The organism is Methanimicrococcus stummii (assembly GCF_032594435.1).
GTDB classification, from domain to species: domain Archaea; phylum Halobacteriota; class Methanosarcinia; order Methanosarcinales; family Methanosarcinaceae; genus Methanimicrococcus; species Methanimicrococcus stummii.
Genome location: NZ_CP131062.1, coordinates 1,625,785 through 1,648,772, shown reverse-complemented (window position 1 = coordinate 1,648,772; position 22,988 = coordinate 1,625,785). Strand labels below are relative to the sequence as shown.

Here is a 22,988-nt window from a genome sequence, read left to right as displayed (position 1 = left end):
ATGCAAACCTGACTCCGAGCGGTAACAAAAAAGCAGAACAGAATTTAAAAAAAGTAAAACAAAAAAAGAGACTCAATTGCCTCTGATTTTTTTAATTTCGGCCGCGATTTTGCGAACGGAATCATTTTTGGCTTCCGTATTATTAATCATAATGCGGCCGCTTTTTTCCCACCAGGAACGCGGATAAGATTTGTCGGTTTCGGGAATCGGAGAAAATCCAAGGCTGGAAGCCGCTTTGAAAATTTCATCAAATTCCGGCTTTGAAACCGCGCTTTTCTTTGAAATAATGCGCCCTTCTGCACGCGTTCTGTCCTTATCCAAATAAGCCGGCCAAATCACAAGCCTGCCTTCATCTTTCATCATGTTTTTTCAAATCCTTTAAATGATAATCATAAAATTGCGTTTTCCTATTAAGACTTTATTTATTTTCTGTTGAAAAGTCATTTCAAAACTTAAAATTGTGCAACACACTGTTGCACAATTAGAAAATCAATCGGTATTCAGCAATCTTTTGTATAAATCTTAAATTAAAAAAAGACAAAAATCATAGCGGTCGTATCCAATGAAGAGAATTATTTTTCAGAAGCAATTGTGCAACACCCTGTTGCACAATTAGAAAATCAACTCGGAATTCAGTTGACTTTTGCATATATTTAATTTAAAAAAGATTGAGTTCGTTATCGAAAACATCAATGAAGTAATTAATTTTCCGAAAGTAATTGTGCAACACCCTGTTGCACAATTGGAAAAACAAATCAACATTGTTAATTTTTCGCATATTAAAAAAATAGAATTAATGACGATTTAAAAAATTAAATTAATAAATATTCCAAAATTCAGAAAGCTTGTTTTTGAAAAACGCTTTTCCTTCTTTGAATTCTTCAACGGAAAACACTTCAAAATTGAAAATTTCATCATAATCGCCGAGACCGCGAAGAGCCGAATAATCAATAATTCCTTGCCCGGGCGCGTAATGCTCGTCGCCGCCGTAACGGCCCGTGTCAACGCCGTGATTGTCGTGAACATGAACATGAACGACAAGCGGTGAAATCGTTTTGACAAAATCGGCAAGCTTTTGCGGATCGCCGCCGCATGTCAAATTTGCGTGGCCGATGTCCAAAGTCGCGCCGAGGTAATCGGAGTCCACCAAGTCAACCGCTCGGGCTAATTCTTCTGCTTTGCAGCACAAATTCAAAGGATCTGTATATTCTTTGTTTTCAAGCCCGATGACCACACCGACTTCTTCACCGTAGTCCGCAAGCGTTTTCAAATTTTGAATCATTCTGCCGAAAGATTTGGACGCGCCGCCTTCCGTAATTCGGCCGGGATGAACGACTAAAACGTCCGCGCCGGCGTGAGCAGAAATGTCAAGCGCTTCGTACATTAATTGAAAATCAGAATCCGTCATTTTGGCCGTGTCAATCGCCAAACTTTTGGGATGCTCGCCTTCCGGATCGGGATAATAAGGCGCGTGCGCCGTGCAGTAAAAGTCGTAAGAGAAAAACGAATCGAAAAAAGCGTCCAAGCGATCTGTTTGGAGTTCTCTGCCTTTGTAAAGATCCATTTTAGGAATGTAAAGCTCAATTGAATCTGCCAGTCCGTCCAATTCGGAAAGCGGTCCGGCAAATGAAGAAACACCGAATTTCATGAAGAAGTAAAAGAAATTAGGATATATTAAATTGCGTGTCCCAAAAGCGCCACCAAACTCAAAAATAAGCGGAGCGGCATGGAAATGATTCAGCGATTATATTAAATAGAAGTTCGAATTAGACCTGCGAAAACAAAAACGCTTGAACAAATAAAAACGAATTTTGAACAATAATTAACGAATAATTTTATTGCAACGGAGGTGAGGAGAGATGGATCCGCTGATCGGAATGGGCGTGCTGGCGTTAATCGGTGCCGCCGCGGCAATTGCAGGCTACACCGAAGATTTGGAATCTGTCGTGGGCTCTCAAAGCAATCCGAATTCTCAAGTTCAATTGGCACCGCAAATGAAATATCCGCATCGTTTGTTCAACAAAGCGATTTCAGGCGAGCCGCTTTCAAACGCATTGGCCGCAGTTATCGGCGCAGTCGTCGCTGTCTCGCTCGGCTTAAACTCAAATTTATCCGTTGTCACTTTAATCGTTGTCGGTTCCGTTGCCGCAATGTTTGTTCACGTGATTTTTTCGGCAACCTCGTTTTTTGGCAGAATCGCAAGTCAAAGCCGTTTTAAACAACCGATTTATTTAGATGTTTTTAAAGAACATATTCCTGTCATCGCTGCTTACGCTTTTATGACAACCGCTTGCGTTCTGATCATCTGTTTTTTAATGAGAAATTATTTAGACATTCCGATACCAATCCCGATTTTAGCGCTGATTCTCGGAATTACGGTCGGCTCAATCGGCTCATCCGTCGGCGATATTCAATACGGCGCCGAGCGTTTATATCAAAATTTGGATTTCGGATCCGGCATCAATGCCGCGTATTCCGGAAACATTGTCAGAAAAGCGGAATCGGGAATCCGATCAGGCGTTGACAATTCTTGGTTTTCATCAAAATTCGGCGGCCCGACAACGGGAATCGCATTCGCCGCCGTTTTATTCATGACTTCCTGGCTGACGGTTTTGTTTAATCCGGAATGGGGAAACGCCGTCGGTTGGTTTGGTTTAATCGCCGGAATTCTGTTCATTATCATATCTGTTTTCATCAATCGTTCTCTTGAAAAATCCGCGCGCCGTAAATTCGGACCTTACAAAGAAGAAGAAAAAACGGAGGCGCTCGAATGATTGAATCTTTAATATTCCTGTTTCTCATAACACTCGGCGGCGTTTTGATTACCGTCAGCGTCCACTTAATTCCCGTCGGCGGCGCACCTGCCGCAATGGCGCAAGCAACAGGTGTCGGCACGGGAACGACGCAGCTGGCAGCAGGCGCAGGCTTGACCGGCCTCTTGGTTGCCGTTTCCGTTTACGCGCTCTCCGGCGGCGCGCTTCTCAGCATCGTTCTCGGCGGCATCGGCTCAGCCATTATGATTGCAATCGTCATGCTGGTCTCAAACATCGGCTACATTTACGGCGTCGGCATTCCGCCGGCTTCCGGAAAAGCGGTTCGCGACCCGATTACAAAAGACCGCCAGGACATTTACGTTTCCAAAGGAACGGAAGGGCACGGCGTTCCGACAGCCGCTTTTGTCAGCGGCATCGCCGGCGGAATTATCGGCGGTGTCGGCGGCTCTTTAATTTATTCACTCATTTATGACGGCTTGTTGAATTTTCAAACCGGATTATATCTCACGCCTTTCGCCGCAACGACAATTTCAATTATTCTTTCCATTTCCATTTTCTTTATCAACGCCGTGATTGCATCTTACAACATCGGCGGAACAATCGAAGGGTTTTACGACCCGAAATTCAAAAAATTACCCAAAGCCGTTTTGGTTTCCGGAATCATGACCTGTGTTTGCGGTTTGATGGCTTTATACATCATCATTTGTCTCGGAGGAGCAGCATGAGTATCGGCAGCAATCAAACCGGCGGAAATAAAAAATCAGACGAGAAATCTTCGATTTTTGACAACAAACCTTGGTTTAGTTTGGTGATGAGCTTGATAATAATCGCAGTCGCCGCGTTAACCGGATTGGATGATTTGTATGAAAGAATTTTCAGCGCGCTGCTCGCAGGCATTGGAATGATTCTTGCAATCGTTGCCGCTTCAGCCGCCGTTCGCAAAATTTCAAAATACGGTCTCGGAACCGGTGTTCCGTCTGTCGGAATGTTCGGAATTGCGCTCGCCTGCATTATTTCAATATTTTCAGTTTTCTTAAACGGCGCATTGAGCCCGATTATCGGCTCGGTTTTCGCTTTGGCAATCGGCGGTTTCGGCGGTTTTTTGATTAACAAAGTGCTTGCCATGAACATTCCCGGAATGGAAAAGAGAGTGGCTGAAATCACCGCCGGCTGTACGCTTGCGATGATTGCATCTTTTGTCACCGTGACCGGAAACATTCAGGCTCATGCCGTTTTGTCCGATTATCTTTTAACCGGAACGGTCGCGCTCGGGTTTATCGGAATTGCCGTTGCCGTGTTTCACGCGTACAACGCGAATTTGGGACCCGACGAAGCGCCGGATCGAACGCGAATGCTTGCGGTTTTAGATGCTTCTTTGATCTTATTGATTCTCGGAATCGCGGCGTTTTTGACAGTTTACAGACCGGAAGCCGTGCTTTTGGATTTTGCCGGACCCGCCGTCACAATCTTTATGTCATTGATTTTCATTCTTATTTCATATTATCAATTTTGGACTTATGTTAAAAGAGACGCCTGCGAAATTAAGGAAACAGGCTTGCTCCCCAGCGAGGAGGATTTGAATTGAAGATACGAATTGCGCCGGAAACCGGACTTGTTATGGATCCGCTGACTTCGGTGATTTCCAAAGAAAAAGGTGTAGCTCCGAACCGCTCCATGATCGCTTTAATTAAAAAATTAGACGAAACCGAACGCGCCGTTGACGGTTTGATGGATTCGCTGGCGGCCGATAAACAGCTTCATAACTCCTGGCGCGGCCGTGAAAAAACATCAATCGGCGCCGGAACGGCGACAAACTTCTTTTACGGATTAATTGCCGGACTGATTCTGTCAGGTGCGTTTTTGTTGCTGCTGAGCGTTTTAAACGGAGGAATCTGATGACGAATGACGCAAACAAGACGGCTGCGGCAACCGGATGGCCGATGCTCAAAGGCGAGTACAAAACCGGCAGCTCAAACGCATGTGTGGCGGTCGTCACCTGCGGGTCGCACTTAGACGACGACATGCTGATTGAAGCAGGCGCCGCGATTTCCGGCTCGTGCAAAACCGAAAATTTAGGGATTGAAAAATTGGTTTCTCACATTATTTCAAACCCGAACATCCGATTTTTAATCGTTGCGGGCGCCGAAGTGAAGGGACACATCACCGGCGAAGCGATTTTAATGCTTCACCAAAACGGCATTGAAAAGAACAGAATTGTCGGCGCGAAAGGCGCGATTCCGTATATCGAAAATTTGTCGGAAGACGCTGTTAAGCGTTTCATGGAACAAATCGAATGCATCGACATGATTAATGTCGAAGACATCGGCGAAATTTCGGCGAAAATTAAAGAATGCATCGCCAACGATCCCGGTGCATTTTCAGGCGCGCCGATGGTTCAGGATGTTAAGGAAAAGACAAATGATTCCGAAAGCGACGACTTTGACGACGAAGTTTTTGAATCAAGTCAGAGTTCGGGCGGCGCGTCCGTTGAAGAAATTTCATCATTGACGATGATTACGCGTCTCAAATCTTTGGATCAAAAAATTGCCGGCATTGGCGATTACCACAAATTCCAGGCAGGATTCCAAGCCGGAAAAGTTGAAGGATTCGTCATCGGATTCGTATTAATGATTTTACTTGCGGCAATCATCGGATTGATTGTTGCTTTAGGATAAAAAGGAGCATGAGAATGGGACGAAAAGAAATTCAAACTCGAATGGCACGTTTGGATGATTTGGTTGAAAGCATCAGCTATCGTTCCCAATTGATTTCACGCTCTCAAAAATTGGATTCGGGAATTATAACAACGCGGCGCATCGGGTTTTTGGCCGGATTTTTAACAGCGGTTGTTTTTGTTTTAATCATCCCGTTGATTTTTTGGCGTCTGACCGGAATAATTTAAAAAAAGCGAGGATTTCCAATGCAGGAAGAAATGAAAATTGAGTTCCAAAACAATGAAGATGAAACGGTTTTGGAATATGAAGAAATCGCACAGCGTTTAGACCGTTTGGATGAAAAAGTTGAATTTGTCCGCGCGGAAGCGGCTCAGCGAACGGGACGCAAATTCGGCAGGGACGTCGGCATTCTGTACGGCGTCATGGCGGCGCTCGTATTGGTAATGTTATTTTATATGCTGACAAATTATTTCTCATTCACTTTGTAATCGGAAACAGGAGTTTAATTTTATGTTTAAATTTGAAAAGAAGCAGGAAATTTATGACATCGGCGGCGTTCGTTTCGGCGGCCAGCCGGGCGAAGTTCCGACGGTCATTATCGGAACAATGTTTTACAACCGCCACAAAATCGTAACGGATGCGGACAAAGGAATTTTTGATAAAGCCGCCGCCGAAAAATTATGGAACGATCAGTTAGACATTTGCGATAAAACAGGTGTCGCCTGCGCGAACCAGCTTGTCGGCGAAACGCCTGAAGCGATTAAAAGTTACATCGACTGGTTCGTTGACATTGACGACAAAACGCCGTTTTTAATGGATTCTTCAGACAGTGAAGTGCGTGCGGCAGCCGCGCTTTACGCGACAGAAATCGGTGTTTCCGACCGCGCGATTTACAATTCGATTAATGCCAGCATTGAAGAAAACGAGATCAAGGCGCTGACGGAAAGCAAAATCAACGCGTCAATTGTTTTGGCGTTTAACGCAATCAATCCGACGGTTCTCGGAAAAATTGAAATTTTGGAAAAAGGCGGAACGGGTTTGTCCGGCGGTCTTTTGGAAATTTCAAAGTTGTGCGGAATCGAAAAACCGTTGATTGATGTCGCGGCCGTTCCGCTCGGCTCAGGCGCGGGCGCGTCCATGCGCGGCATCACGGCGATCAAAGGACACCTCGGCTACCCCGTCGGCGGCGGTTTCCACAACACGGCTTCCGCTTGGGATTGGATGCGCGAATTTAAGAAAACGCAGGAAAACCCGAAGGAATATTATTTGCCGGCCGACATCGGAACGAACTTAGTCGCGCAGGCGATGGGTGCAAACTTCCTGCTTTACGGTCCGATCGAAAACGCGAAATACGTCGCGTCCTCCGCTGCGATGGTCGACATTATGCTTGAAGAAAATGCCAAAGAATTGGGCATTGAGCTTTCCGATGAAGAAAATTTACCGATCGGAAAATTGATTTGAGTTTGAAAAATTAAAACATAAATGAAAAAACAAAAACGGAAAAACGATTTATTTTTGTTTTTTTGATTTATTTTTTTGACTTATTTTTTAAAATTTAGTTTTGGTTTCTTTCTTTTTTGAAAAACAATTTCGATTTTTAAAGACATTACGAAGGCTTATATAAATAATCGCAAATATTAAAAGGTAAGGTTATAAAATTTTTAAATTTTGAAATAAAAATAAATAAAAAATAACCTGAAAAATAATAAGAAGGTAAAGTTTATGGCTGACACACCCTCAGAGACAACAGCATCGGGCAGCACGGAAACAAAAAACGATTCTGTCCGAAACATGTCAAATTCAACAGCGAAACCTGTTATTCCGTCTGAAATGAAGACTGAAACAGCTCCAAAAACAACGACAGCAGCAGCAAAGTCCGCAACAGGAACGGCCGCAAAAACAACAGCAACAAAACCCGCCGCCGCCAAAAAACCGGCCGCAGCAACAGCAAAAAGGGCACCCGCAGCAAAAAAGCCGGCGGCAGCCAAACCGGCAGCCGGCAGAGCAGCACCAAAAGCAGCAGCAGGCAGAACAACAGCAGCTTCCAAACCGGCGGCAGCCAAAACAACAGCTGCACCCAAAACAACTGCAAGCAGAACGACTGCTGCCAAATCAACAGCAGCTTCCAAACCCGCGGCGTCTAAAACAGCAACGGCACCTAAAACAGCTGTTCCTAAAACAACTGCTGCATCTAAAACTGCAGCACCCAAAACAGCAGCGGCATCTAAAACAACAGCTTCTAAAACAGCTTCCGCTTCAAAACCGAAAACTGCAAAATCCGCGTCCAAGCAAACAGGCTCAAAATCCGCGGCTCCCAAATCCGGAACAACTAAATCAAACACGGCGCGCTCAATTCCCGTGAATGCCGAAGACGAGTGGGAAGAAATTGATATTGACATCGATTTGGATGAAATCAATGAGATTCTCGGCGAAAAAATCAGCAACGGCAAGAAAATTTTGAAGGAAAAGGAAGCGTATTACGCTGAATTGCTTAAAGCTTACAAAGCCGGCAAAAAGGAAAAGAAAAGCGGTAAAAAAGGCAAAGGCGAAAGCAAAAAGGGCAAGAAAAAATCCAAAAGCAAAAAATTGTCCCAAGATGAAAAATACATTGCTTACGGCGCTGTCGCAGCTTTGACGGCATACGCGGCTTATCGTGTTCTTCACCGCAAATAAATCAATAAATTAAAACATAAATTCACGGCTCGAGGAGCTGTGAATTTTTTATTTTTGAATTATTTTCTTTTTTTATTTTTGAAATGCAATTACCTGTTTTTAACAATTTTTCGGTTTTTAGCGATTTTCAGTTTCAATTTTTCAAACTGATGTTTAGATTGATTTCAATTTTTCCAAAACGGCTTCAGCGTGTCCTTTCACGCGAACATTATTCCAAACTTCCGCGATTTCGCCGTCGGGTTTGATTAAAAATGTTGTTCGGACGGTTCCCATGTTTTCTTTGCCCATGAATTTTTTAAGCTGCCAAACGTCAAACGCTTTGATTGCGGTCAGGTCGGGATCTGCCAAAAGCGTAATCGAAAGACCGGCTTTTTCAATAAATTTTTGATGAGATGAAACGCTGTCTTTGCTGACGCCTAAAATGACGGCGCCGGCTTTTTCAAATTCCGATTTGAGCGCCGTAAAATCAACGGCTTCCTGTTTGCAGCCGCCGGTATTGTCTTTGGGATAGAAATAAAGAACAATCCATTTGTCTTTGAAATCTTTCAAACAAACGTTTTCAGACTCCTGATTCGGCAGGCAAAAATCCGGCGCTTTGTCACCGGGCTGAAGAGATGAGGACGGCATTTTATCGACTCCTTGAAATATGTTAAAAATCTTACCAATGCGATAAGATAATTGAGTTCATCAAATAAATAGTGTTAAATATGTTCAACAGAAATATGATTTTGTTATATGATTTAAATCCGATCATTTTTTGAAACGGATACATGCAAATTATTGTAAAACTGAAAATATCATATTTTCAGAATTTGAAATTATTTTTAATCAATTTATAATTATTAAACAATTGACACAACTTGTATTAACAAATATGGCGGAAAATATTATGATTGACGACAAAAAAATCTCTGAAAAAGAATTAATGAGAATCGGTGTTTCGCTTCCCGATAATCTTTTGACGAAATTTGACAATATCATTGAAGAAAGAGGATATTCTTCCAGATCCGAGGGCATTCGCGATGCCATCCGCAGCTACATCAATCATTACGAATGGATGAACGACATCAAAGGACGACGCATCGGAACAATTTCGCTTGTGTACGATCACACCAAACGCGGTCTCTCTAACATGATGGCGGAAATTCAACATGAACACTCCGACATTATCAAAACGTCCATTCACATTCATTTGGACCATGACAACTGTTTGGAAGTCATCGTTTTAGATGGCGACGGACGCGACATCAAATCGCTTGCCGAGAAAATCATTTCACTCAACGGCGTTAAGTTCTCGAAATTAACAACCGTTCCGTCAACCGAAAAACTCTAAAAAATGAATTAAAAAACTTAAAATTAATTTAAACTAAAATTGGAAGGAAAAGAATGGCAGAAAGCCGTCAACCATCGATTGAGCAAAGCGGTTTTCAAAAAACAAAACCGTCTTTGTTTGATTTTATGACGCGCTCCGCCGTTTTTTCCGTTATGCTCGGCGGCTTTTTCGGAAGCATTTCCCGAGCCGCTGTTTTTTTAATAATTCAAACTGCCGGCGCGGATATTATTGTCAATCTCCTCGGCAGTTTTTTCATCGGTTTTTTCATGTTTCTGCCGCCGATTCGTGATGAAAAAGAAAATAAAAACGGCGCCGGCCTTTTGAACAAAAAACAATTCATCGGCACGGGTTTTTTGGGCGGCTTCACCACTTTTTCATATTTCATATTCGGCCCGTTTTCATCAATTCTTTCAGCCGAAACGGACTCCGTTGAGATCGCCGCCGTTTTAACGGGACAATTCGCCGTTCAATTTTTAATTTACACAATCGCAATCACCGCCCTCGGAATCATCGCTGCCGCAATCGGAAAATATTTCGCGGAAAGATTAACTCAAAGAAAACAAAAACAGAAACAAAAAAACAGCCGGCCGGAGATGAACTGAAATGTCTGCCGAAATGCTTGTTTGTCTTCTTTTCGCCGGAATCGGCGGCGCCTGCGGTGCGTTTCTTCGATATGTTTTACTCGGAACCGCCGAAAAATATACGAAATTCCCGGCCGGTGTTTTAATTGCAAACACGATCGGAACATTTCTTTTAGCGTTTTCAACGTTTTATATCGCAAAAGAAAGCAGCACCTGGGACACTGCGTTTGAACACATTGAGCGAATGACATTCTTTTTCAATACCGGCGTTTTCGGGTCACTCACAACATTTTCAACGTTTTCTTACAATAATTTGATTTATTTGGAACAGAAAAAATATCTTCCGCTCACGGCGAACATTTTCTTAAATATTATATTTTGCACCGCCGCGGTTTTCACGGCGCTTCTGCTGGTTTATTCCTGAAACAATAACAAAAAACCCGACGACAATTAAAAGTGAGAAAATGGCTGAAAAGAAAAAAGATTTTCAAGAAAAATATCAAGAAGTTTACTTGATTGTTGCAAACATTCCGCCCGGAAAAGTTGCAACTTACGGTCAAATCGCCATGATGATCGGCGGTCTTACTGCCCGGCAAGTCGGCTACGCCATGAAAACGGCGCCGTCCGGACTTCCCGCGCACCGCGTTGTCAACAGCCTCGGAAAGCTGTCGCCGGAATATGTGTTCGGCAGTCAGGAGCTGCAAAGAAAAGCGCTTGAAAAAGAAGGTGTGACGTTTACGGCCGCCGGAAATATTCAAATGAGAAAGCATTTGTGGGGAAATAATTTTTAATAAACTCGGTTGAAAATTGTTTTAAAAAGCTTCCGCTGTTTAGAAAAGAATCAAAAAGAAATTGAAGCGGGCCCGAAGGGATTTGAACCCCCGACCTACGGATTAAGAGTCCGCCGCTCTGCCTGACTAAGCCACGGGCCCACGCTTGAATATGTCATTTCAAGAGCCGCCGTCTTCATGAAAGCTTGCTTCAGAAATGAATACTCTAAATCCGTTTGACCTTATATAAACATTTCGCAAAAGCCGTTTCCGGCTTTGAATTTAAGGATTTGTCGAGGGGGAAATAAAGATTTATGAAAAACAAACCTTTTCAATCAAACATATTTTATAAAACGCCTCTCAGCCCTTTTTGTTTTCATTTTGATTTTTAGGAACGTATTTATAGCATGCTTCTCTTCTTTTAAAGAATTAATTTATTAGGATTCTGACTTACTCTTTTGCTTTGCATGACGGTTAACGGTTTGGTCTCTTTTAAATTAGTTTTATTCCAAAAGTTGACACTTTGCAAAAGTGCCGGCAAAAAAAAATTAAAGGTAATTAAAATGTTTAAAAATTCAATGTTTAAAAACAGCAACGAAAATGTCACCGCACCGGTCTCCGAAGGCAAGACATACGATGTTAAAATCGAAGATGTTGCTCAGAAAGGCGACGGCATTGCCCGCGTCGAAGGTTACGTCATCTTTGTCCCCGACACAGTCGCAGGCGAAGAAGTGACAGTTAAAGTTACAAGAGTTCTTCCCAAATACGCATTCGCAACTGTTGTCGAATAATTCTTTTAATTCAATATTTAAAACGCTTCAACCGAAGCTTTTTGTGGTTTGATTTATTCAAACACACTCTTTTTTTATTTCAATTCTGAAAGCTGACATGCTTTAAAAAACAGCAACAAATCTAAAATCAAAAGATTAAAAAATGATTTTTTAAAAAATGATTTAAATAAATAAAAAGGGGTTCGGCTCAAGAGAATCCTGAGCCGTTTTCAAAAGGGATCGTTTTTGGTTTTTGCATGCAAAATTACTTTCTGCGCATAAACATAAAGGCACCGACGCCGATGATGGCTAAAACCGCGAAAAGCACGCCGAAGCCGGGTGTTTCATTTTCTGCTGCGGATGCCTCAGAGCCGTAGAACTGCGGCAAAACCGGGAAGGTGTAAGTGGCTTTGTACGGCACGCCGTCGACTTCTGCGGAGGCGACAAATGACCAAACGCCTTGTTCGGGAATGGCGGAGACAAAGTTTCCGGATTCGTCAGTCATGGCGCGTTTTGAATAGATTAAGTAAATGCTTTCGCCGGTTACGTAATCGGAAACAAGCATGTCGTGAAGTGCCAATGCTTCTGAAGCTGTTTTGACGGGTTCGACGTAATATTTAACGTTCTCTACGCCGGTTCCGTTTGCATAAACGAGTTTTCCGAAAACGGTTTCGCCTTCGGCAAGACCGCTCATGCGTGTAAACATTGTGAATTCAAGGGGAAGGCCAAGTTGTTTGTTCCAGTCATCCCAGGTGCTTTCGCCGACGAAAATCGCCAATTTCGCAACTTCCGTTGTTTCTCCGGGGAGCGTTGCGTAAAGGAAGTAGGTTCCGTTTTGTGTGAAATTGTAATTGAATTTTTGATATTCAATTGTTTCTTTGTCGCCGCTCAAAATTTTGTCAACGGATTCACTGACGGTTTTTGTGGTAACGGCTTGCTTGGTTCCGTCAGGCGTGATGATTGTCACGTTGACAGGTGTTGAAATACTTCCGAAATCGTATTCGAAGCCGTGGCCGTGAATTAAAAGAATCGGAAGGGTTGTGCCCTGTTTAATGAGATAATCGTTGTAATCAGCATCCATCGCATCGACGATGTTGTCGCCGACAATTAAAGCGGCATTGTGCGCTGTTGCCGGAGCGGCAGCAAACAACAAAACCAAAAGAGCGGCTAAACCAATCATTGTCATTTTTTTAAACATTATCGTTTCTCCAATTATTTTGTTCAATAATTTTTCAATAAATTTCCGAAAATCAACAAGAACACCGGAAATAGATCCAAATCAAATGATTTTATCAAAGTATAAGATGAAATAACACGTTTTTCAAAAAACGTATTAAAAAGTAAAGACAAATTTAACATATTTAAAATTAATCATTCGAAATTGTTAATAAAATTTAAAATATCAAAAAATGAAGAAAAAAAGAAAAGCACGGAAAAACAAAATGTTTTTCAACGTGCATAGAGGGTTTAGAGGATATGATTGAAGGAGGTTTAATGAAAAAATCGTGTCAACAAAAAGGATGTTTTTGTGTTACGATATTTCAAAAAAGTAACAACTTCTATAATAACATTTCCTTTTTTTTAAAATGAATTTTATGAAATTGTGAAATTAGAATGAAAATGAAATTCATTAAATCGAAAATATCAATTAAACAAAAAATAATCAAAATTAAAATAAAAACTAAAATTAAAAATCAAAATTAAAAAAAGATTAAATCAAAAAAATAACGGAAAAGAAAGATGAATTATTCATCTTTCTTTTCTTCGGATTCTGTTGTTTCAGAGCTTTCATCTGCCATTTCAGAATCGTCCCCTGTCGTTTCAGAATCGTCCGGATTTTCATTATTTTCATGCATTTTTTCATCGTGTTCAAATTGTTCGAAAACGGGCGCGGTTTTTTCAACGGATTCCGAGCCGGTAATCAGTTCTTCGTCGTCATCGTCGTCGCCGGCAACAAACGTATCGGGCGTGTGATCGTTGACATCGTGCGCCAAAACCGACAATTCTCCGACAAACTGTTCGCTTAAATGCTCTTCATAATGATCCGAATGAATGTGATCTTTCTCTCTTCTTTCGATATCCAAATAGACGTAAGAACCTTCGTGGAAATCGTAATCGTCGCAATAATCGTCTTGCCGTTTGCCGCTGTAAGCGTCAAAAAGCGTCTGATCGCACGGCATGATGCCGATGTTGTACGCCGCGCGCGCAATCACGTGACCCGCAACCGGCGCCGTCATCAAAAGGAAAATACCGATTGCGATTGATTTTAAACCGAAAGCCGTGAAACCGTCTTGAATCAAAATGCTGAGCAAAACGAAAAACGCACCGGTTGTCGCGATTTTTGTCGTCGCGTGCAGTCTGTTGTAAATGTCCGGAAGACGAATGAGGCCGATCATGCCGACCAAAACGTCAAAGACACCGAACAAAAGACAAGCGTAGCTGAGATAAAGGCGAATCGTCGCAAAATCAATGCCTGCCAAAAATTCCATCGCCATCAGAACACCTCCCCTTTGTCAATGTATTTGGCCAGCGCAAGCGTGCCGATGAACGAAATAAGCGCAAGCAAAATCGCAATGTCGATTAAGAATTGAGAATCTTGCGAAAACGCGTAAATCGCGAAAATCACAACAAGCGTGTTGCCGATGGCATCAACCGATGCGACTCTGTCCATGATTGTCGGGCCGACAAACAAACGATAAACCGCCAAAAACAAAGCGCAGGTCGCAACGACGAGCGCGATGCTCGTGACAAGTCCGAATTCAATCATTCGAAAGCCTCCAGAACAACCGTTTCCAAGTCTTCGTGAATGGAATCGCGAACTTCTTTCGGGCTTTCAATGAAAATCGAATGAACATAGAAAATGCCCGGGCCTTTCAGCGACTTGTTTTTGACATGAACGTCCATAATCAGCGTTCCTGGCGTCAGCGAAATCGTGTTTGCCAACAGCGTTGTTGAAATGCTTCTTGACGTTGTAAACGGATAAGCGATGATTCCCGGGCGAATATCCAGCTTCGGCTGGAGGATTTTGTACGCCATGAAAACGTTTGCTTTGCCGATTTCAAAGAACAAAACGCAAACGTATTTGATTTTTGCCGGAATTTTGCGAATCACATCGCCGCCCGAATCGGTAAACGTAAACATATCTCTAAACGGATAAAGAATCAGTATCGAGAAGAAAACGCCGAGCAGGTAGCTGCCGATGGTGAAGCTGCCGCTTAAAAGAATCCAGACAAAGCCGAGCAGCAGGTAAATTGTGTATTTCATTATTCGAATCATCTCGGAGCACCTCCAAGAACGGTTGTGATATATTCCGTCGGATCAAGAAGTTGTGTTGCAATTATGTTTGAAATTTCGTAAAGCGGTTCAGGGTAAATACCCAAAAGAATGACGGCGGCGCAAAGCACGACAATCGGGAAAACGATTTCAAAAGAAATTTTGTGTTTCTTGTGCCCGTTGTCGGGACCGGCCGGAATCGGAACGTCTTCTTCCGTTTCGGCTTCTTTTAAGCGGCCTTTGTTTTCGCCCCAGAAAATGGCAATCCACGTTCTGAACATGTAGAAAATGGTGATGACAGCCATCAAAACGGCGATGAGAAGAGGCAGCCAAAACGCGCCGCTGACCATGGATTGGAACAAAGCGAACTTTGAAATGAATCCGCCGGCCGGTGGGAAGCCTGCAATCGACATCGCGCCGATTAAAAACGCCATTGAGAACAGCGGAAGAACCGTAATCAATCCGCCCATTTTTCTCAAATCGCGCGTATGGGTTTCATGAATGATTCCGCCTGCCGTCAGGAAAAGCATTGATTTTGCCAACGCGTGGTTTACCAAATACATAATGGCGGCGGCAATCGCAGCGGTCGTGCCGAGCGAAATGCCGAGCAAAACGTAACCGATCTGCGACACGCTTGAGTATGCCAAAACGCGTTTGAGATCCGTTTGTCCCATCGCCGAAATCGCGCCGACCGCAATTGTCAGCAGCGCGAAAAACATGAGAACCGGCAGGAAGAAGTCTTTTGTCGGGTACAAAACCAAGAACAAAACACGCAAAATACAATATGCGCCGACTTTGATTAAGATACCGCTGAGCATTGCCGAAATCGGTGTCGGCGCTGTCGGGTGGACATCCGGAAGCCAGAAGTGGAGCGGAACAAGCGCTGCTTTGTTGCCGAAAACAACAATGAAAAGAAGCGCCGCCGCGATAATCACCCACGGAATCGTTCCTGTCTCGGCGATGATTTGAATTTTCGCCGCAATGTCCGCCATGTTCAATGAGCCGACAACCGCGTAAATGGAAACGATTGCAACCAGCATCATGAACGAGCCGAGCATGCCGAGCGCCATGTATTTGTATGTCGCTTCCAGCTTGTGCGCCGAATCGGTCACGCTGAGCGCTTCGTTTGCCATAATCAAACCGGTGGACGATAAGAACATAATTTCAAAGAAGACGAAAAGGTTGAACAAATCGCCGGTTAAGAAAATGCCGAAAATGCCGGCAAGCATCAGGAAATAAAGCGGGTAGTAGCTGGCGGAAAGCGAGGTTTTTTCGATGTAATCAAACGAATAAATCAGGACGAGCAATCCGATAAACGCGGTCAGCAAAACGAGCAGCGCAGAAAGCATATCGCCGACTAAAACGATGCCGTATTTGCCGAATTCGCCGATGTCGTAAACTTGAATGCCGTTTTGGTAAACGGTCCAAAACAGAATCACCGCAAGCACGAGCAAGAGAAGCGAAACCGCGATTGCCGTTATTTTTTGCGCTTTCGGGCGATCCCTTAAAAGCAGCATAATCGGCGCCATTAAAAGGCCGATTGCAATCGGAAGCATAACAATATTATTGAGAACGAAAGCCTCAATCCAAGAAAGTAAAGAAATCATCCGTGAAGCCTCCTGAGTTCGTCAACGTCGGTTGTCCCGTATTCTTCGCTGATGCGGTAAGCAAGTGTCAGCAAAATCGCGGTTGTCGCGAAACTGATAACGATTGCCGTCAAAACAAGCGCTTGCGTCAGCGGGTCAACGAATGAATTGTTTTCCGTAAATCCGGTGATAATCGGCGCGAGAATGCCGTTTGAAAAGTCATCGGTAAAGATGAAACCGGCGTGTTCGTTGATGGTTTCCGTTATAATCGGAACAAGTGTTCCCCTAAAAACGCCGGACGTCACGATCGTTAAATTAATCGAGTGACTGATTAAACTGAAACCGACTGCGATTTTCATGATGTCGCGGCGAAGGATCATATAAACGCCGATGCCGAAAACCAATGAAATCGTAAGCGCGGTAAATACTTCGGTCATTTTAAATCCTCCATGGTTTCTGTTTGAGCCGGCGCTTTGGGTTTTAAACTGTATTCTTCACCCTCGCCGAGCATGTCCGCGTGATCGGGACCGGTTTCTTCCGTTTCCTGCGTTTTGTCAGACGCGATGTTTGTCAAGATGAAAAGCAAAGCGCCGATAACGGTAAAGTAAACACCGATGTCAAAAAACATAGACGAGAGAAGCTCAATCGTTCCGATATGAATCCCGAACAGTTCCAAATGGTAGTGATCGAAAGCGCTTCTGAAATAGTTGTGACCGACAAGCATCGGTGCAATCGCCGTAATGGAGGCGAAAAGCAAACCGTAAGCCGCCCAGGACAACCAGTTCGGCTTCAGTCGATTATTGATGTATTTCATGCCGTAGGTGACATACACCAGCGCAATCGCGCAGACGAATAAAACGCCGCCGACGAAGCCGCCGCCCGGGAAATTTCCGCCATTGAGAAGCAAATAAATTGAGAAGAGCATTGCCACGATAAGGACGGCTCTTGAGATTGTTTTTGCGATAATCGTGCTCATTTTTTCACCTCCGGGTCATCAGATTCGGTTTCTAAATGACGATTAACCGATTTTTCTTCAACCATGATGGACGGACTGCCGTTGTTTTCGTCAATGATGACATCATCGCAAGAAACATGTCCCAAAACCTGGTTGCCGCCGACAGGCGCGCCCGGAATCGGGCAGCTCGGAACAAAATTGCCGGGGACGGTTTCGGCAGATGCGTTCGCAGTTGTTTTTCCTTTTTTCGTGCGGCTGCTGATTAAATTATAAATCGCAAGCGCCGCGATTGCCAAAACGGAAATTTCACCGATTGTATCGTAGCCTCTGAAATCGACTACAATCACATTGACAATGTTTCTGCCGCCGGTTAATTCGACGCCTTTGTCCATGAAATAGTGGGAGAAAGATTCGAATGCCGGGAACAAGTCCGCGCCCATCAGTAAGAAGAAAAGCGCGCCGGCGCAGCAAAGCGCGACCAGTGCGTTTCTGAGCCTGACTTTGTTGGTTTCGGGGCGGATCGCTTCTTTTGTCCGAAGCTTCATAATCACAAGCAAGAAGATGATTGTTGAGAGCGTTTCAACGCAAAGCTGCGTCATCGCAAGGTCGGGCGCTTTCAAATAAGCGTAAAGCAGCGAGACGAAAAATCCGAGCGCGGAAGACGCTAAAATCATCGGAACATATCTCGGCAGAACGGACGCGCCCCACGCGGCTAAAACAATCAAAACGAAGAGAATCATTTCCGATGCCGCGATTTTGAAAATCAACTCTTTTGAAAAGATCGGCTGCCCTGTTACAAATGCGAATCCGAGCGGAATTGCGACCATGAAAATGATGAACGCCAGCATGATTCCGACATAACGGCGCGGCGATCCTTTCTGAAGCATTTTTCCAAACGTTGCACCGAATTTGTAAGCATTGTCCACCAACGTGTTGTAAATGTAATTCAAACTGATTTTGGGATGCTTTTCATTGAATTTGTTTTCCCACGCCGCGACTTTATCGTATTGCGTGTAAAGCAGCGCGCCAAGCGCGAATGTAATCAGCGTCATGATGAATGCCGGTGTGAAGCCGTGCCACAAAGCGACGTGAAGATGCTCTGCGCCGGGCAAAATCGCGTTAATTGCCGGTTGAACCAGCGCGTCGATAAACGGCGTCGGAACCAAGCCGATTGCAACGATTAAGACTGCTAAAATCGCCGGCGGCGCAAGCATGACCCAGGACGGATCGTGAACGTGTTTGGGAACATCGGGGTCCTCCGTTCTTTTGCCGAGGAAAACCTTGATGATGAGACGGAAAGAGTAAGCGAAAGTCAAAACGCCGCCGAGAACCGCCAAAACGGGAATCAGATAGGCGATTCCGCCGCCGAGCGCTTCTGCCATGTGAACGGAGGATTCGTAGAACAATTCTTTGCTCAAATAACCGTTCAGCGGCGGAATGCCGGCCATGGACGCGGCTGCGATTACCATGAGAACGAATGTGATCGGCATTTCTTTTCGAAGGCCGCCCATCTTGCGGATGTCACGCGTGTGCAGCTCGTGCGCGATAATGCCGACGAGCAGGAACAAGCACGCTTTAAATGTCGCGTGGTTGAGCAGGTGGAAAACTGCCGCCGAAACACCGATTCCGGGTTCTGAAAATGTCGTGAAGCCGAACATCGTCATGAGATAAGCGAGCTGACTGATGGTTGAAAACGCGAGAATCGCTTTGAGATCGGTTTGTTTGAGCGCTAAAAATCCGGCGACAATCATCGTGATTAAGCCGATTCCGGCAACCAATACGAACCAGTCGATTGTTCCCGAAAACATCGGGTGAAGGCGCGCGACTAAAAAGACACCGGCTTTAACCATTGTCGCCGAGTGAAGGAAAGCGCTGACGGGCGTCGGTGCTTCCATGGCGTTGGGCAGCCAAATGAAGAACGGGCCTTGAGCAGATTTGGCGAACGCGCCGATTAAAATTAAGATTAAAGTGATTGTGAAGAGCGGGCTTTCTTTGATTGAGGAAAGCATTTCGGGATTCGTCAGCATTTCGGAAATGCCGTATGTGCCGGTAATTGCGAAAAGACACATGAAACCGATGAACATGAAAAGACCGCAGCCGCCTGTAATTAAAAGCGCTTTTGTCGCGCCGTAAATGGATTCTTTGGTTTTTCTGTAATAGCCGATCAGCATGAAGGAGCTGATGCTTGTGAGTTCCCAAAAGACGAAAAGCTGAATCAGGTTGTCGGAAAACGCGACACCGAACATGGAACCCATGAAAATGAGAAGATATTGATAGTAGCGAACCAGATCTTCATCTTTGGAGAGGTATTTGTTGGAATACGACAGAATCAATATTCCGATAAACGAGACGATGAGACCGAGTAAAACGGCGAGGCCGTCGGCGTAAAACGCCAGATTGACCGAAAGACTCGGAATCCATGACACTGCGCCTGCGAGATTCGTTCCGTTCATAACGGACGGAACCATGGAAGCAATCAAAAGAAAGCAGACCGCGGCAATCGCTGCCGCGAACCAGCCGACTTTTTCTTTCATGATGCGATAAGCAAGCGGCACGGCGAGTGTCATGACAAAGGGCAATAAAACGATAAGCGCAATAAAATAAAACGGATCCAATGTAATCACACCGTGTTTTTCATATAAATAAAGATAAATGAAATAAGTATCAGACAAGCTAATGAAAAACCAAAAATTCGAACTCTAAAATTAACCTATTTACCTCACGAGTTCACAATATATAAATTTTGGTTTTAATGTGAGAGGCTGTATTTGAAAACAATTTAGAATCGAGATAAAAAAGATTGAAACTGAAAAATAAATCAAATTCATTTCTTGTCTGCGGCTGCCGATTAACCGCTGTCGTGCCGCCTTCGCGCGCGAGCTGCACCATTTTTCAATAATTTTAAAAATATCGACCCTGCTTTTCAAAAAATTAAAAAAGAATGTTTGCCGAAAAATCGGCAAACAAATTGAGTATTGACGTGAAAATCACGCGACATTGTAATCAAAATCATCCGTCGTTTTTTTGTCGTGATGATCTTTGACGGCATCTCTCAGTGCGGTGAAGTCTTTTTTCGGTGCCAGAATCAAAGTTTCAAGCATTTTGATTTTGTTTTTGGATTCGTCGCTTTCTTTGCCGTATTTCAGCGAAAGCAACGCTTCATACGATTTTTCAAGCGTCAGCCGTTCCTCTTCGTTGAATCTGAACGGCCAAGAATCGCGTTCCGACCTCAGCAAACCTTCTTTGTCCAAAGACGGTCTGACACGTTTGAGCGCTTCATCGAAGTGCTTGCGATTGATTCTGACGTTTCCGACAGCCAATTCGATATCTTCTTCACTTTGACCAGCCATTTTTTGAACAAATTCGCGAATCGAAACCATTTTCGCCTCGCGAACAACGGCTTCCAAATCCGCGCCGACAAATCCGTCCGTTTTTGAAACCAGTTTGTCGATGTCCAAATCACCGGCAAGCAAATCCTTAACGCCTTTTAAATAGACTTCAAGAATCTGTTTTCGGCCGGCAGCATCCGGCGGCGGCACATAAATGTGTTTTTCCAAGCGGCCGGGGCGAAGCAGTGCCGGATCAATCATGTCCGGGCGGTTGGTCGCGCCGATGATGACGACGTTTTTGAGCTCTTCCAAACCGTCAAGTTCTGTCAGAAACTGGCTGACAACGCTTTCGGTCACGTGAGACGAGCCTTCAAAGCTGCCGCGTTTCGGAACGATGGAGTCGATTTCATCAAAGAAAATGATGGAGGGAGACGCCAATCTTGCTTTTCTGAAAATTTCGCGAACACCTTTTTCGGACTCGCCGACCCATTTCGACATCAATTCGGGACCTTTGACGGAAATGAAATTGCTTTCAGATTCGTTTGCCACCGCCTTTGCAAGCAATGTTTTTCCCGTACCGGGTGGACCGAACATCAAAAATCCTTTCGGTGATTTCGTATCGAATTTTTGATAGACGGAAGCGTATTTCAACGGCCATTCCACGCCCTGCTGAAGCTCTTCCTTAACGGAATCAAGACCGCCGACGTTTTCCCAGCCGATATCCGGAACTTCAACCAAAACTTCGCGCATCGCACTCGGCTGAACCATTTTAAGAGCCGCGTCAAAGTCTTCGACGATAACTTTCAAATTTTCAAGTTTTTCTTTTGAAATTTCATCATCCGGATTCATACCAGGAAATTCGCGACGCAGCGCGTGCATTGCCGCTTCTTTGACGACAAGCGCCAAATCCGCGCCAACAAAACCATGTGTAACGTTCGCGATTTTGTTTAAATCGACATCATCTGCCATCGGAACGTTTCGCGTGTGAATTTGAAGAATTTCCATACGCCCTTCCTTGTCCGGAACACCGATTTCAAGTTCGCGGTCAAAACGTCCGCCGCGGCGAAGTGCCGGATCAATCGAGTCGGGCAAATTGGTTGCGCCGATGACGATTACGCCGCCACGGCTCTTTAAACCGTCCATCAAAGCCAAAAGCTGCGCGACAACGCGGCGCTCGACTTCACCTTTGGATTCCTCGCGTTTGGGCGCAATCGAATCAATTTCATCAATAAAGATGATGGCCGGCGCATTTTCTTCGGCTTTTTCGAAAATTTCGCGCAATTTTTCTTCGCTGTCGCCGTAATATTTGGAAATGATTTCGGGGCCGGAAATCGTATCAAAGTAAGCGTTGACTTCGTTGGCAACCGCTCTTGCAATCAAAGTTTTGCCGGTCCCCGGGGGGCCGTAAAGCAAAACGCCTTTCGGCGGCTCAATGCCGAGCTTTTCAAAAACTTCGGGATGGCGGAGCGGATATTCAATCATTTCGCGAACCTGATTGAGTTCACGACCGAGACCGCCGATATCTTCGTAATGAATGTTGCCGGCCGACTTGCCTTTCGGGCCGTCTTCACCTTTGTAAGCGGAATCTTTGTAATTGACTTTCGTGTCCGAGCCGACAATTGCAATGTCATCAGGCGCAATGTCGGTGACAATAAATTCATAATACTGCGTGTTAAAACTGCTTGAAAAGCTGCCGGCCCACGAATTGCCGAAAAAACTTTCAAACGGGTCTTGCTTTTGCTGCTGAACTTGAACGGGAAGCGCAATCGTTTTTCCGTTGTAAAGCGGCGCTCCGGCGTATCTTTGATGAATGAAGTCGCTGACTTGCTTGCCGTCTAATTTGATGGATTCGCCGACCGGCTGAATTGTCAAGCGATTCGCGGTTGCCGGAGCTGTTTTTTCAACCGAAACCGTATCACCGATACCGACACCTGCATCTCTTCGGATGTACCCGTCGATGCTGATGTTGTTTGAGCCTTGATTGGAAAGCGCGACAACTGCTGCCGCCGGTTTTTTGCCGGTAATTTTTAAAATATCTCCCGGTTCAACTGACAAACGTGCCATTGCTTCCGTGCCGATGCGCGCAATGCCTTTTCCGGCGTCTGTGCGATCGGCTTCCTGGACAATAAGTTGGATGGATTGTGCCATTTCATTATACCTCGTTTTCGTTTTATGTGTTTATTTTTATAAATAAATACAATTAATATTATGGCCGGAAGTATATAAAAGTTAGGATTTTGATGAGATTAAATTAAGTTTAAAAAAATGT

At 44.4% G+C, this 22,988-nt stretch carries 26 protein-coding genes and 1 tRNA gene; 14 read left to right on the top strand and 13 right to left on the bottom strand.

Going from position 1 to position 22,988, the window contains the following annotated elements; genetic code table 11:
• Window positions 1–72: 72 nt before the first annotated feature.
• A complete protein-coding gene (locus MmiEs2_RS07650; protein ID WP_316559275.1) occupies window positions 73–363 on the bottom strand; it encodes a signal recognition particle protein Srp19 in 291 nt (96 codons plus the stop codon).
• A 454-nt stretch (window positions 364–817) separates the two neighbouring features.
• Window positions 818–1,606 carry a sugar phosphate isomerase/epimerase family protein gene (locus MmiEs2_RS07645; protein WP_316559274.1) on the bottom strand — a complete coding sequence of 263 codons (789 nt, stop codon included), beginning with the start codon at window positions 1,604–1,606 and terminating at the stop codon, window positions 818–820.
• A gap of 253 nt (window positions 1,607–1,859) precedes the next feature.
• Here MmiEs2_RS07645 and mtrE point away from each other — a divergent pair, with 253 nt between their 5' ends.
• The 9 genes from mtrE to MmiEs2_RS07600 all read left to right on the top strand — a co-directional run bounded on the left by mtrE (window position 1,860) and on the right by MmiEs2_RS07600 (window position 8,122).
• Window positions 1,860–2,774 (top strand): tetrahydromethanopterin S-methyltransferase subunit E, encoded by a 915-nt coding sequence (gene mtrE, locus MmiEs2_RS07640; protein ID WP_316559273.1) that lies wholly within the window; start codon window positions 1,860–1,862, stop codon window positions 2,772–2,774.
• Window positions 2,771–3,499 (top strand): tetrahydromethanopterin S-methyltransferase subunit D, encoded by a 729-nt coding sequence (gene mtrD, locus MmiEs2_RS07635; protein ID WP_316559272.1) that lies wholly within the window; start codon window positions 2,771–2,773, stop codon window positions 3,497–3,499. Before mtrE ends, mtrD begins: the two co-directional genes overlap by 4 nt.
• Window positions 3,496–4,359 carry a tetrahydromethanopterin S-methyltransferase subunit MtrC gene (gene mtrC / locus MmiEs2_RS07630; RefSeq protein ID WP_316559271.1) on the top strand — a complete coding sequence of 288 codons (864 nt, stop codon included), beginning with the start codon at window positions 3,496–3,498 and terminating at the stop codon, window positions 4,357–4,359. Before mtrD ends, mtrC begins: the two co-directional genes overlap by 4 nt.
• The gene (gene mtrB / locus MmiEs2_RS07625; protein WP_316559270.1) at window positions 4,356–4,670 is read left to right on the top strand and encodes a tetrahydromethanopterin S-methyltransferase subunit MtrB; all 315 of its coding nucleotides are present in this window, start codon (window positions 4,356–4,358) and stop codon (window positions 4,668–4,670) included. Before mtrC ends, mtrB begins: the two co-directional genes overlap by 4 nt.
• Window positions 4,670–5,449 (top strand): tetrahydromethanopterin S-methyltransferase subunit A, encoded by a 780-nt coding sequence (mtrA, locus tag MmiEs2_RS07620; RefSeq protein ID WP_316559269.1) that lies wholly within the window; start codon window positions 4,670–4,672, stop codon window positions 5,447–5,449. Before mtrB ends, mtrA begins: the two co-directional genes overlap by 1 nt.
• 14 nt (window positions 5,450–5,463) lie before the next feature.
• Window positions 5,464–5,676: a tetrahydromethanopterin S-methyltransferase subunit F gene (locus tag MmiEs2_RS07615; RefSeq protein WP_316559268.1), complete on the top strand. Its 213-nt coding sequence runs from the start codon at window positions 5,464–5,466 to the stop codon at window positions 5,674–5,676.
• Window positions 5,677–5,694: 18 nt separating this feature from the next.
• A complete protein-coding gene (gene mtrG / locus MmiEs2_RS07610) occupies window positions 5,695–5,937 on the top strand; it encodes a tetrahydromethanopterin S-methyltransferase subunit MtrG (protein WP_316559267.1) in 243 nt (80 codons plus the stop codon).
• 22 nt (window positions 5,938–5,959) lie between these two features.
• Window positions 5,960–6,910: a tetrahydromethanopterin S-methyltransferase subunit H gene (gene mtrH / locus MmiEs2_RS07605; RefSeq protein ID WP_316559266.1), complete on the top strand. Its 951-nt coding sequence runs from the start codon at window positions 5,960–5,962 to the stop codon at window positions 6,908–6,910.
• A 261-nt stretch (window positions 6,911–7,171) separates the two neighbouring features.
• Window positions 7,172–8,122 carry a hypothetical protein gene (locus MmiEs2_RS07600; protein ID WP_316559265.1) on the top strand — a complete coding sequence of 317 codons (951 nt, stop codon included), beginning with the start codon at window positions 7,172–7,174 and terminating at the stop codon, window positions 8,120–8,122.
• Window positions 8,123–8,275: 153 nt separating this feature from the next.
• On the opposite strand, the gene bcp is transcribed toward MmiEs2_RS07600, so the two are convergent.
• Window positions 8,276–8,749: a thioredoxin-dependent thiol peroxidase gene (bcp, locus tag MmiEs2_RS07595; RefSeq protein ID WP_316559264.1), complete on the bottom strand. Its 474-nt coding sequence runs from the start codon at window positions 8,747–8,749 to the stop codon at window positions 8,276–8,278.
• A 262-nt stretch (window positions 8,750–9,011) separates the two neighbouring features.
• Here bcp and nikR point away from each other — a divergent pair, with 262 nt between their 5' ends.
• Genes nikR through MmiEs2_RS07575 form a run of 4 tightly spaced genes read left to right on the top strand, consistent with a single transcriptional unit; the run spans window position 9,012 to window position 10,827 of the window.
• On the top strand, window positions 9,012–9,455 hold the full coding sequence (nikR, locus tag MmiEs2_RS07590; protein ID WP_316559263.1) for a nickel-responsive transcriptional regulator NikR: 444 nt from the start codon (window positions 9,012–9,014) through the stop codon (window positions 9,453–9,455).
• Window positions 9,456–9,508: 53 nt separating this feature from the next.
• Entirely contained in the window at window positions 9,509–10,057 is a 549-nt protein-coding gene (locus tag MmiEs2_RS07585; protein WP_316559262.1) for a fluoride efflux transporter FluC, read from the top strand.
• Window position 10,058: 1 nt separating this feature from the next.
• Window positions 10,059–10,460, top strand: a complete 402-nt coding sequence (locus MmiEs2_RS07580) for a fluoride efflux transporter FluC (RefSeq protein WP_316559261.1) — start codon at window positions 10,059–10,061, stop codon at window positions 10,458–10,460.
• Window positions 10,461–10,500: 40 nt separating this feature from the next.
• Complete coding sequence (locus MmiEs2_RS07575) at window positions 10,501–10,827, top strand: MGMT family protein (RefSeq protein ID WP_316559260.1); 327 nt, start codon at window positions 10,501–10,503, stop codon at window positions 10,825–10,827.
• Between the two features lie 67 nt (window positions 10,828–10,894).
• On the opposite strand, the gene MmiEs2_RS07570 is transcribed toward MmiEs2_RS07575, so the two are convergent.
• Window positions 10,895–10,968, bottom strand: a tRNA-Lys gene (locus MmiEs2_RS07570).
• 401 nt (window positions 10,969–11,369) lie between these two features.
• On the opposite strand from MmiEs2_RS07570, the gene MmiEs2_RS07565 reads away from it, so the two are divergent.
• Window positions 11,370–11,597, top strand: coding sequence for a TRAM domain-containing RNA chaperone (locus MmiEs2_RS07565; RefSeq protein ID WP_420891227.1), 228 nt, complete (start codon window positions 11,370–11,372; stop codon window positions 11,595–11,597).
• A 244-nt stretch (window positions 11,598–11,841) separates the two neighbouring features.
• On the opposite strand, the gene MmiEs2_RS07560 is transcribed toward MmiEs2_RS07565, so the two are convergent.
• The 9 genes from MmiEs2_RS07560 to MmiEs2_RS07520 all read right to left on the bottom strand — a co-directional run bounded on the left by MmiEs2_RS07560 (window position 11,842) and on the right by MmiEs2_RS07520 (window position 22,867).
• Window positions 11,842–12,762, bottom strand: a complete 921-nt coding sequence (locus MmiEs2_RS07560; RefSeq protein ID WP_316559259.1) for a DUF4198 domain-containing protein — start codon at window positions 12,760–12,762, stop codon at window positions 11,842–11,844.
• A 559-nt stretch (window positions 12,763–13,321) separates the two neighbouring features.
• Entirely contained in the window at window positions 13,322–14,071 is a 750-nt protein-coding gene (mnhG, locus tag MmiEs2_RS07555; protein ID WP_316559258.1) for a monovalent cation/H(+) antiporter subunit G, read from the bottom strand.
• Window positions 14,071–14,343 (bottom strand): monovalent cation/H+ antiporter complex subunit F, encoded by a 273-nt coding sequence (locus MmiEs2_RS07550; RefSeq protein ID WP_316559257.1) that lies wholly within the window; start codon window positions 14,341–14,343, stop codon window positions 14,071–14,073. Before MmiEs2_RS07550 ends, mnhG begins: the two co-directional genes overlap by 1 nt.
• Window positions 14,340–14,852 (bottom strand): Na+/H+ antiporter subunit E, encoded by a 513-nt coding sequence (locus MmiEs2_RS07545; RefSeq protein WP_316559256.1) that lies wholly within the window; start codon window positions 14,850–14,852, stop codon window positions 14,340–14,342. Before MmiEs2_RS07545 ends, MmiEs2_RS07550 begins: the two co-directional genes overlap by 4 nt.
• Window positions 14,849–16,456 (bottom strand): NADH-quinone oxidoreductase subunit M, encoded by a 1,608-nt coding sequence (locus tag MmiEs2_RS07540; protein WP_316559255.1) that lies wholly within the window; start codon window positions 16,454–16,456, stop codon window positions 14,849–14,851. The genes MmiEs2_RS07545 and MmiEs2_RS07540 overlap by 4 nt, the downstream gene beginning before the upstream one ends.
• Window positions 16,453–16,872: an NADH-quinone oxidoreductase subunit K gene (locus MmiEs2_RS07535; RefSeq protein ID WP_316559254.1), complete on the bottom strand. Its 420-nt coding sequence runs from the start codon at window positions 16,870–16,872 to the stop codon at window positions 16,453–16,455. Before MmiEs2_RS07535 ends, MmiEs2_RS07540 begins: the two co-directional genes overlap by 4 nt.
• Window positions 16,869–17,411 carry an MnhB domain-containing protein gene (locus tag MmiEs2_RS07530; protein ID WP_316559253.1) on the bottom strand — a complete coding sequence of 181 codons (543 nt, stop codon included), beginning with the start codon at window positions 17,409–17,411 and terminating at the stop codon, window positions 16,869–16,871. The genes MmiEs2_RS07535 and MmiEs2_RS07530 overlap by 4 nt, the downstream gene beginning before the upstream one ends.
• Window positions 17,408–20,005, bottom strand: coding sequence for a hydrogen gas-evolving membrane-bound hydrogenase subunit E (gene mbhE, locus MmiEs2_RS07525; RefSeq protein ID WP_316559252.1), 2,598 nt, complete (start codon window positions 20,003–20,005; stop codon window positions 17,408–17,410). Before mbhE ends, MmiEs2_RS07530 begins: the two co-directional genes overlap by 4 nt.
• Before the next feature lie 372 nt (window positions 20,006–20,377).
• On the bottom strand, window positions 20,378–22,867 hold the full coding sequence (locus tag MmiEs2_RS07520; RefSeq protein WP_316559251.1) for a CDC48 family AAA ATPase: 2,490 nt from the start codon (window positions 22,865–22,867) through the stop codon (window positions 20,378–20,380).
• Between the last annotated feature and the right edge of the window lie 121 nt (window positions 22,868–22,988).

Coding starts and splice junctions, on each gene's coding strand:
- MmiEs2_RS07550 (WP_316559257.1), bottom strand. CDS start 14,343: ATGATTGAATTCGGACTTGTCACGAGCATCGCGCTCGTCGTTGCGACC.
- MmiEs2_RS07560 (WP_316559259.1), bottom strand. CDS start 12,762: ATGACAATGATTGGTTTAGCCGCTCTTTTGGTTTTGTTGTTTGCTGCC.
- MmiEs2_RS07575 (WP_316559260.1), top strand. CDS start 10,501: ATGGCTGAAAAGAAAAAAGATTTTCAAGAAAAATATCAAGAAGTTTAC.
- bcp (WP_316559264.1), bottom strand. CDS start 8,749: ATGCCGTCCTCATCTCTTCAGCCCGGTGACAAAGCGCCGGATTTTTGC.
- mtrE (WP_316559273.1), top strand. CDS start 1,860: ATGGATCCGCTGATCGGAATGGGCGTGCTGGCGTTAATCGGTGCCGCC.
- MmiEs2_RS07615 (WP_316559268.1), top strand. CDS start 5,464: ATGGGACGAAAAGAAATTCAAACTCGAATGGCACGTTTGGATGATTTG.
- MmiEs2_RS07650 (WP_316559275.1), bottom strand. CDS start 363: ATGATGAAAGATGAAGGCAGGCTTGTGATTTGGCCGGCTTATTTGGAT.
- mnhG (WP_316559258.1), bottom strand. CDS start 14,071: ATGGCGATGGAATTTTTGGCAGGCATTGATTTTGCGACGATTCGCCTT.
- MmiEs2_RS07600 (WP_316559265.1), top strand. CDS start 7,172: ATGGCTGACACACCCTCAGAGACAACAGCATCGGGCAGCACGGAAACA.
- MmiEs2_RS07565 (WP_420891227.1), top strand. CDS start 11,370: ATGTTTAAAAATTCAATGTTTAAAAACAGCAACGAAAATGTCACCGCA.
- mtrG (WP_316559267.1), top strand. CDS start 5,695: ATGCAGGAAGAAATGAAAATTGAGTTCCAAAACAATGAAGATGAAACG.
- MmiEs2_RS07540 (WP_316559255.1), bottom strand. CDS start 16,456: ATGATTTCTTTACTTTCTTGGATTGAGGCTTTCGTTCTCAATAATATT.
- mtrH (WP_316559266.1), top strand. CDS start 5,960: ATGTTTAAATTTGAAAAGAAGCAGGAAATTTATGACATCGGCGGCGTT.
- mtrC (WP_316559271.1), top strand. CDS start 3,496: ATGAGTATCGGCAGCAATCAAACCGGCGGAAATAAAAAATCAGACGAG.
- MmiEs2_RS07585 (WP_316559262.1), top strand. CDS start 9,509: ATGGCAGAAAGCCGTCAACCATCGATTGAGCAAAGCGGTTTTCAAAAA.
- mtrA (WP_316559269.1), top strand. CDS start 4,670: ATGACGAATGACGCAAACAAGACGGCTGCGGCAACCGGATGGCCGATG.
- MmiEs2_RS07520 (WP_316559251.1), bottom strand. CDS start 22,867: ATGGCACAATCCATCCAACTTATTGTCCAGGAAGCCGATCGCACAGAC.
- MmiEs2_RS07545 (WP_316559256.1), bottom strand. CDS start 14,852: ATGATTCGAATAATGAAATACACAATTTACCTGCTGCTCGGCTTTGTC.
- MmiEs2_RS07535 (WP_316559254.1), bottom strand. CDS start 16,872: ATGACCGAAGTATTTACCGCGCTTACGATTTCATTGGTTTTCGGCATC.
- MmiEs2_RS07530 (WP_316559253.1), bottom strand. CDS start 17,411: ATGAGCACGATTATCGCAAAAACAATCTCAAGAGCCGTCCTTATCGTG.
- mtrD (WP_316559272.1), top strand. CDS start 2,771: ATGATTGAATCTTTAATATTCCTGTTTCTCATAACACTCGGCGGCGTT.
- MmiEs2_RS07580 (WP_316559261.1), top strand. CDS start 10,059: ATGTCTGCCGAAATGCTTGTTTGTCTTCTTTTCGCCGGAATCGGCGGC.
- nikR (WP_316559263.1), top strand. CDS start 9,012: ATGATTGACGACAAAAAAATCTCTGAAAAAGAATTAATGAGAATCGGT.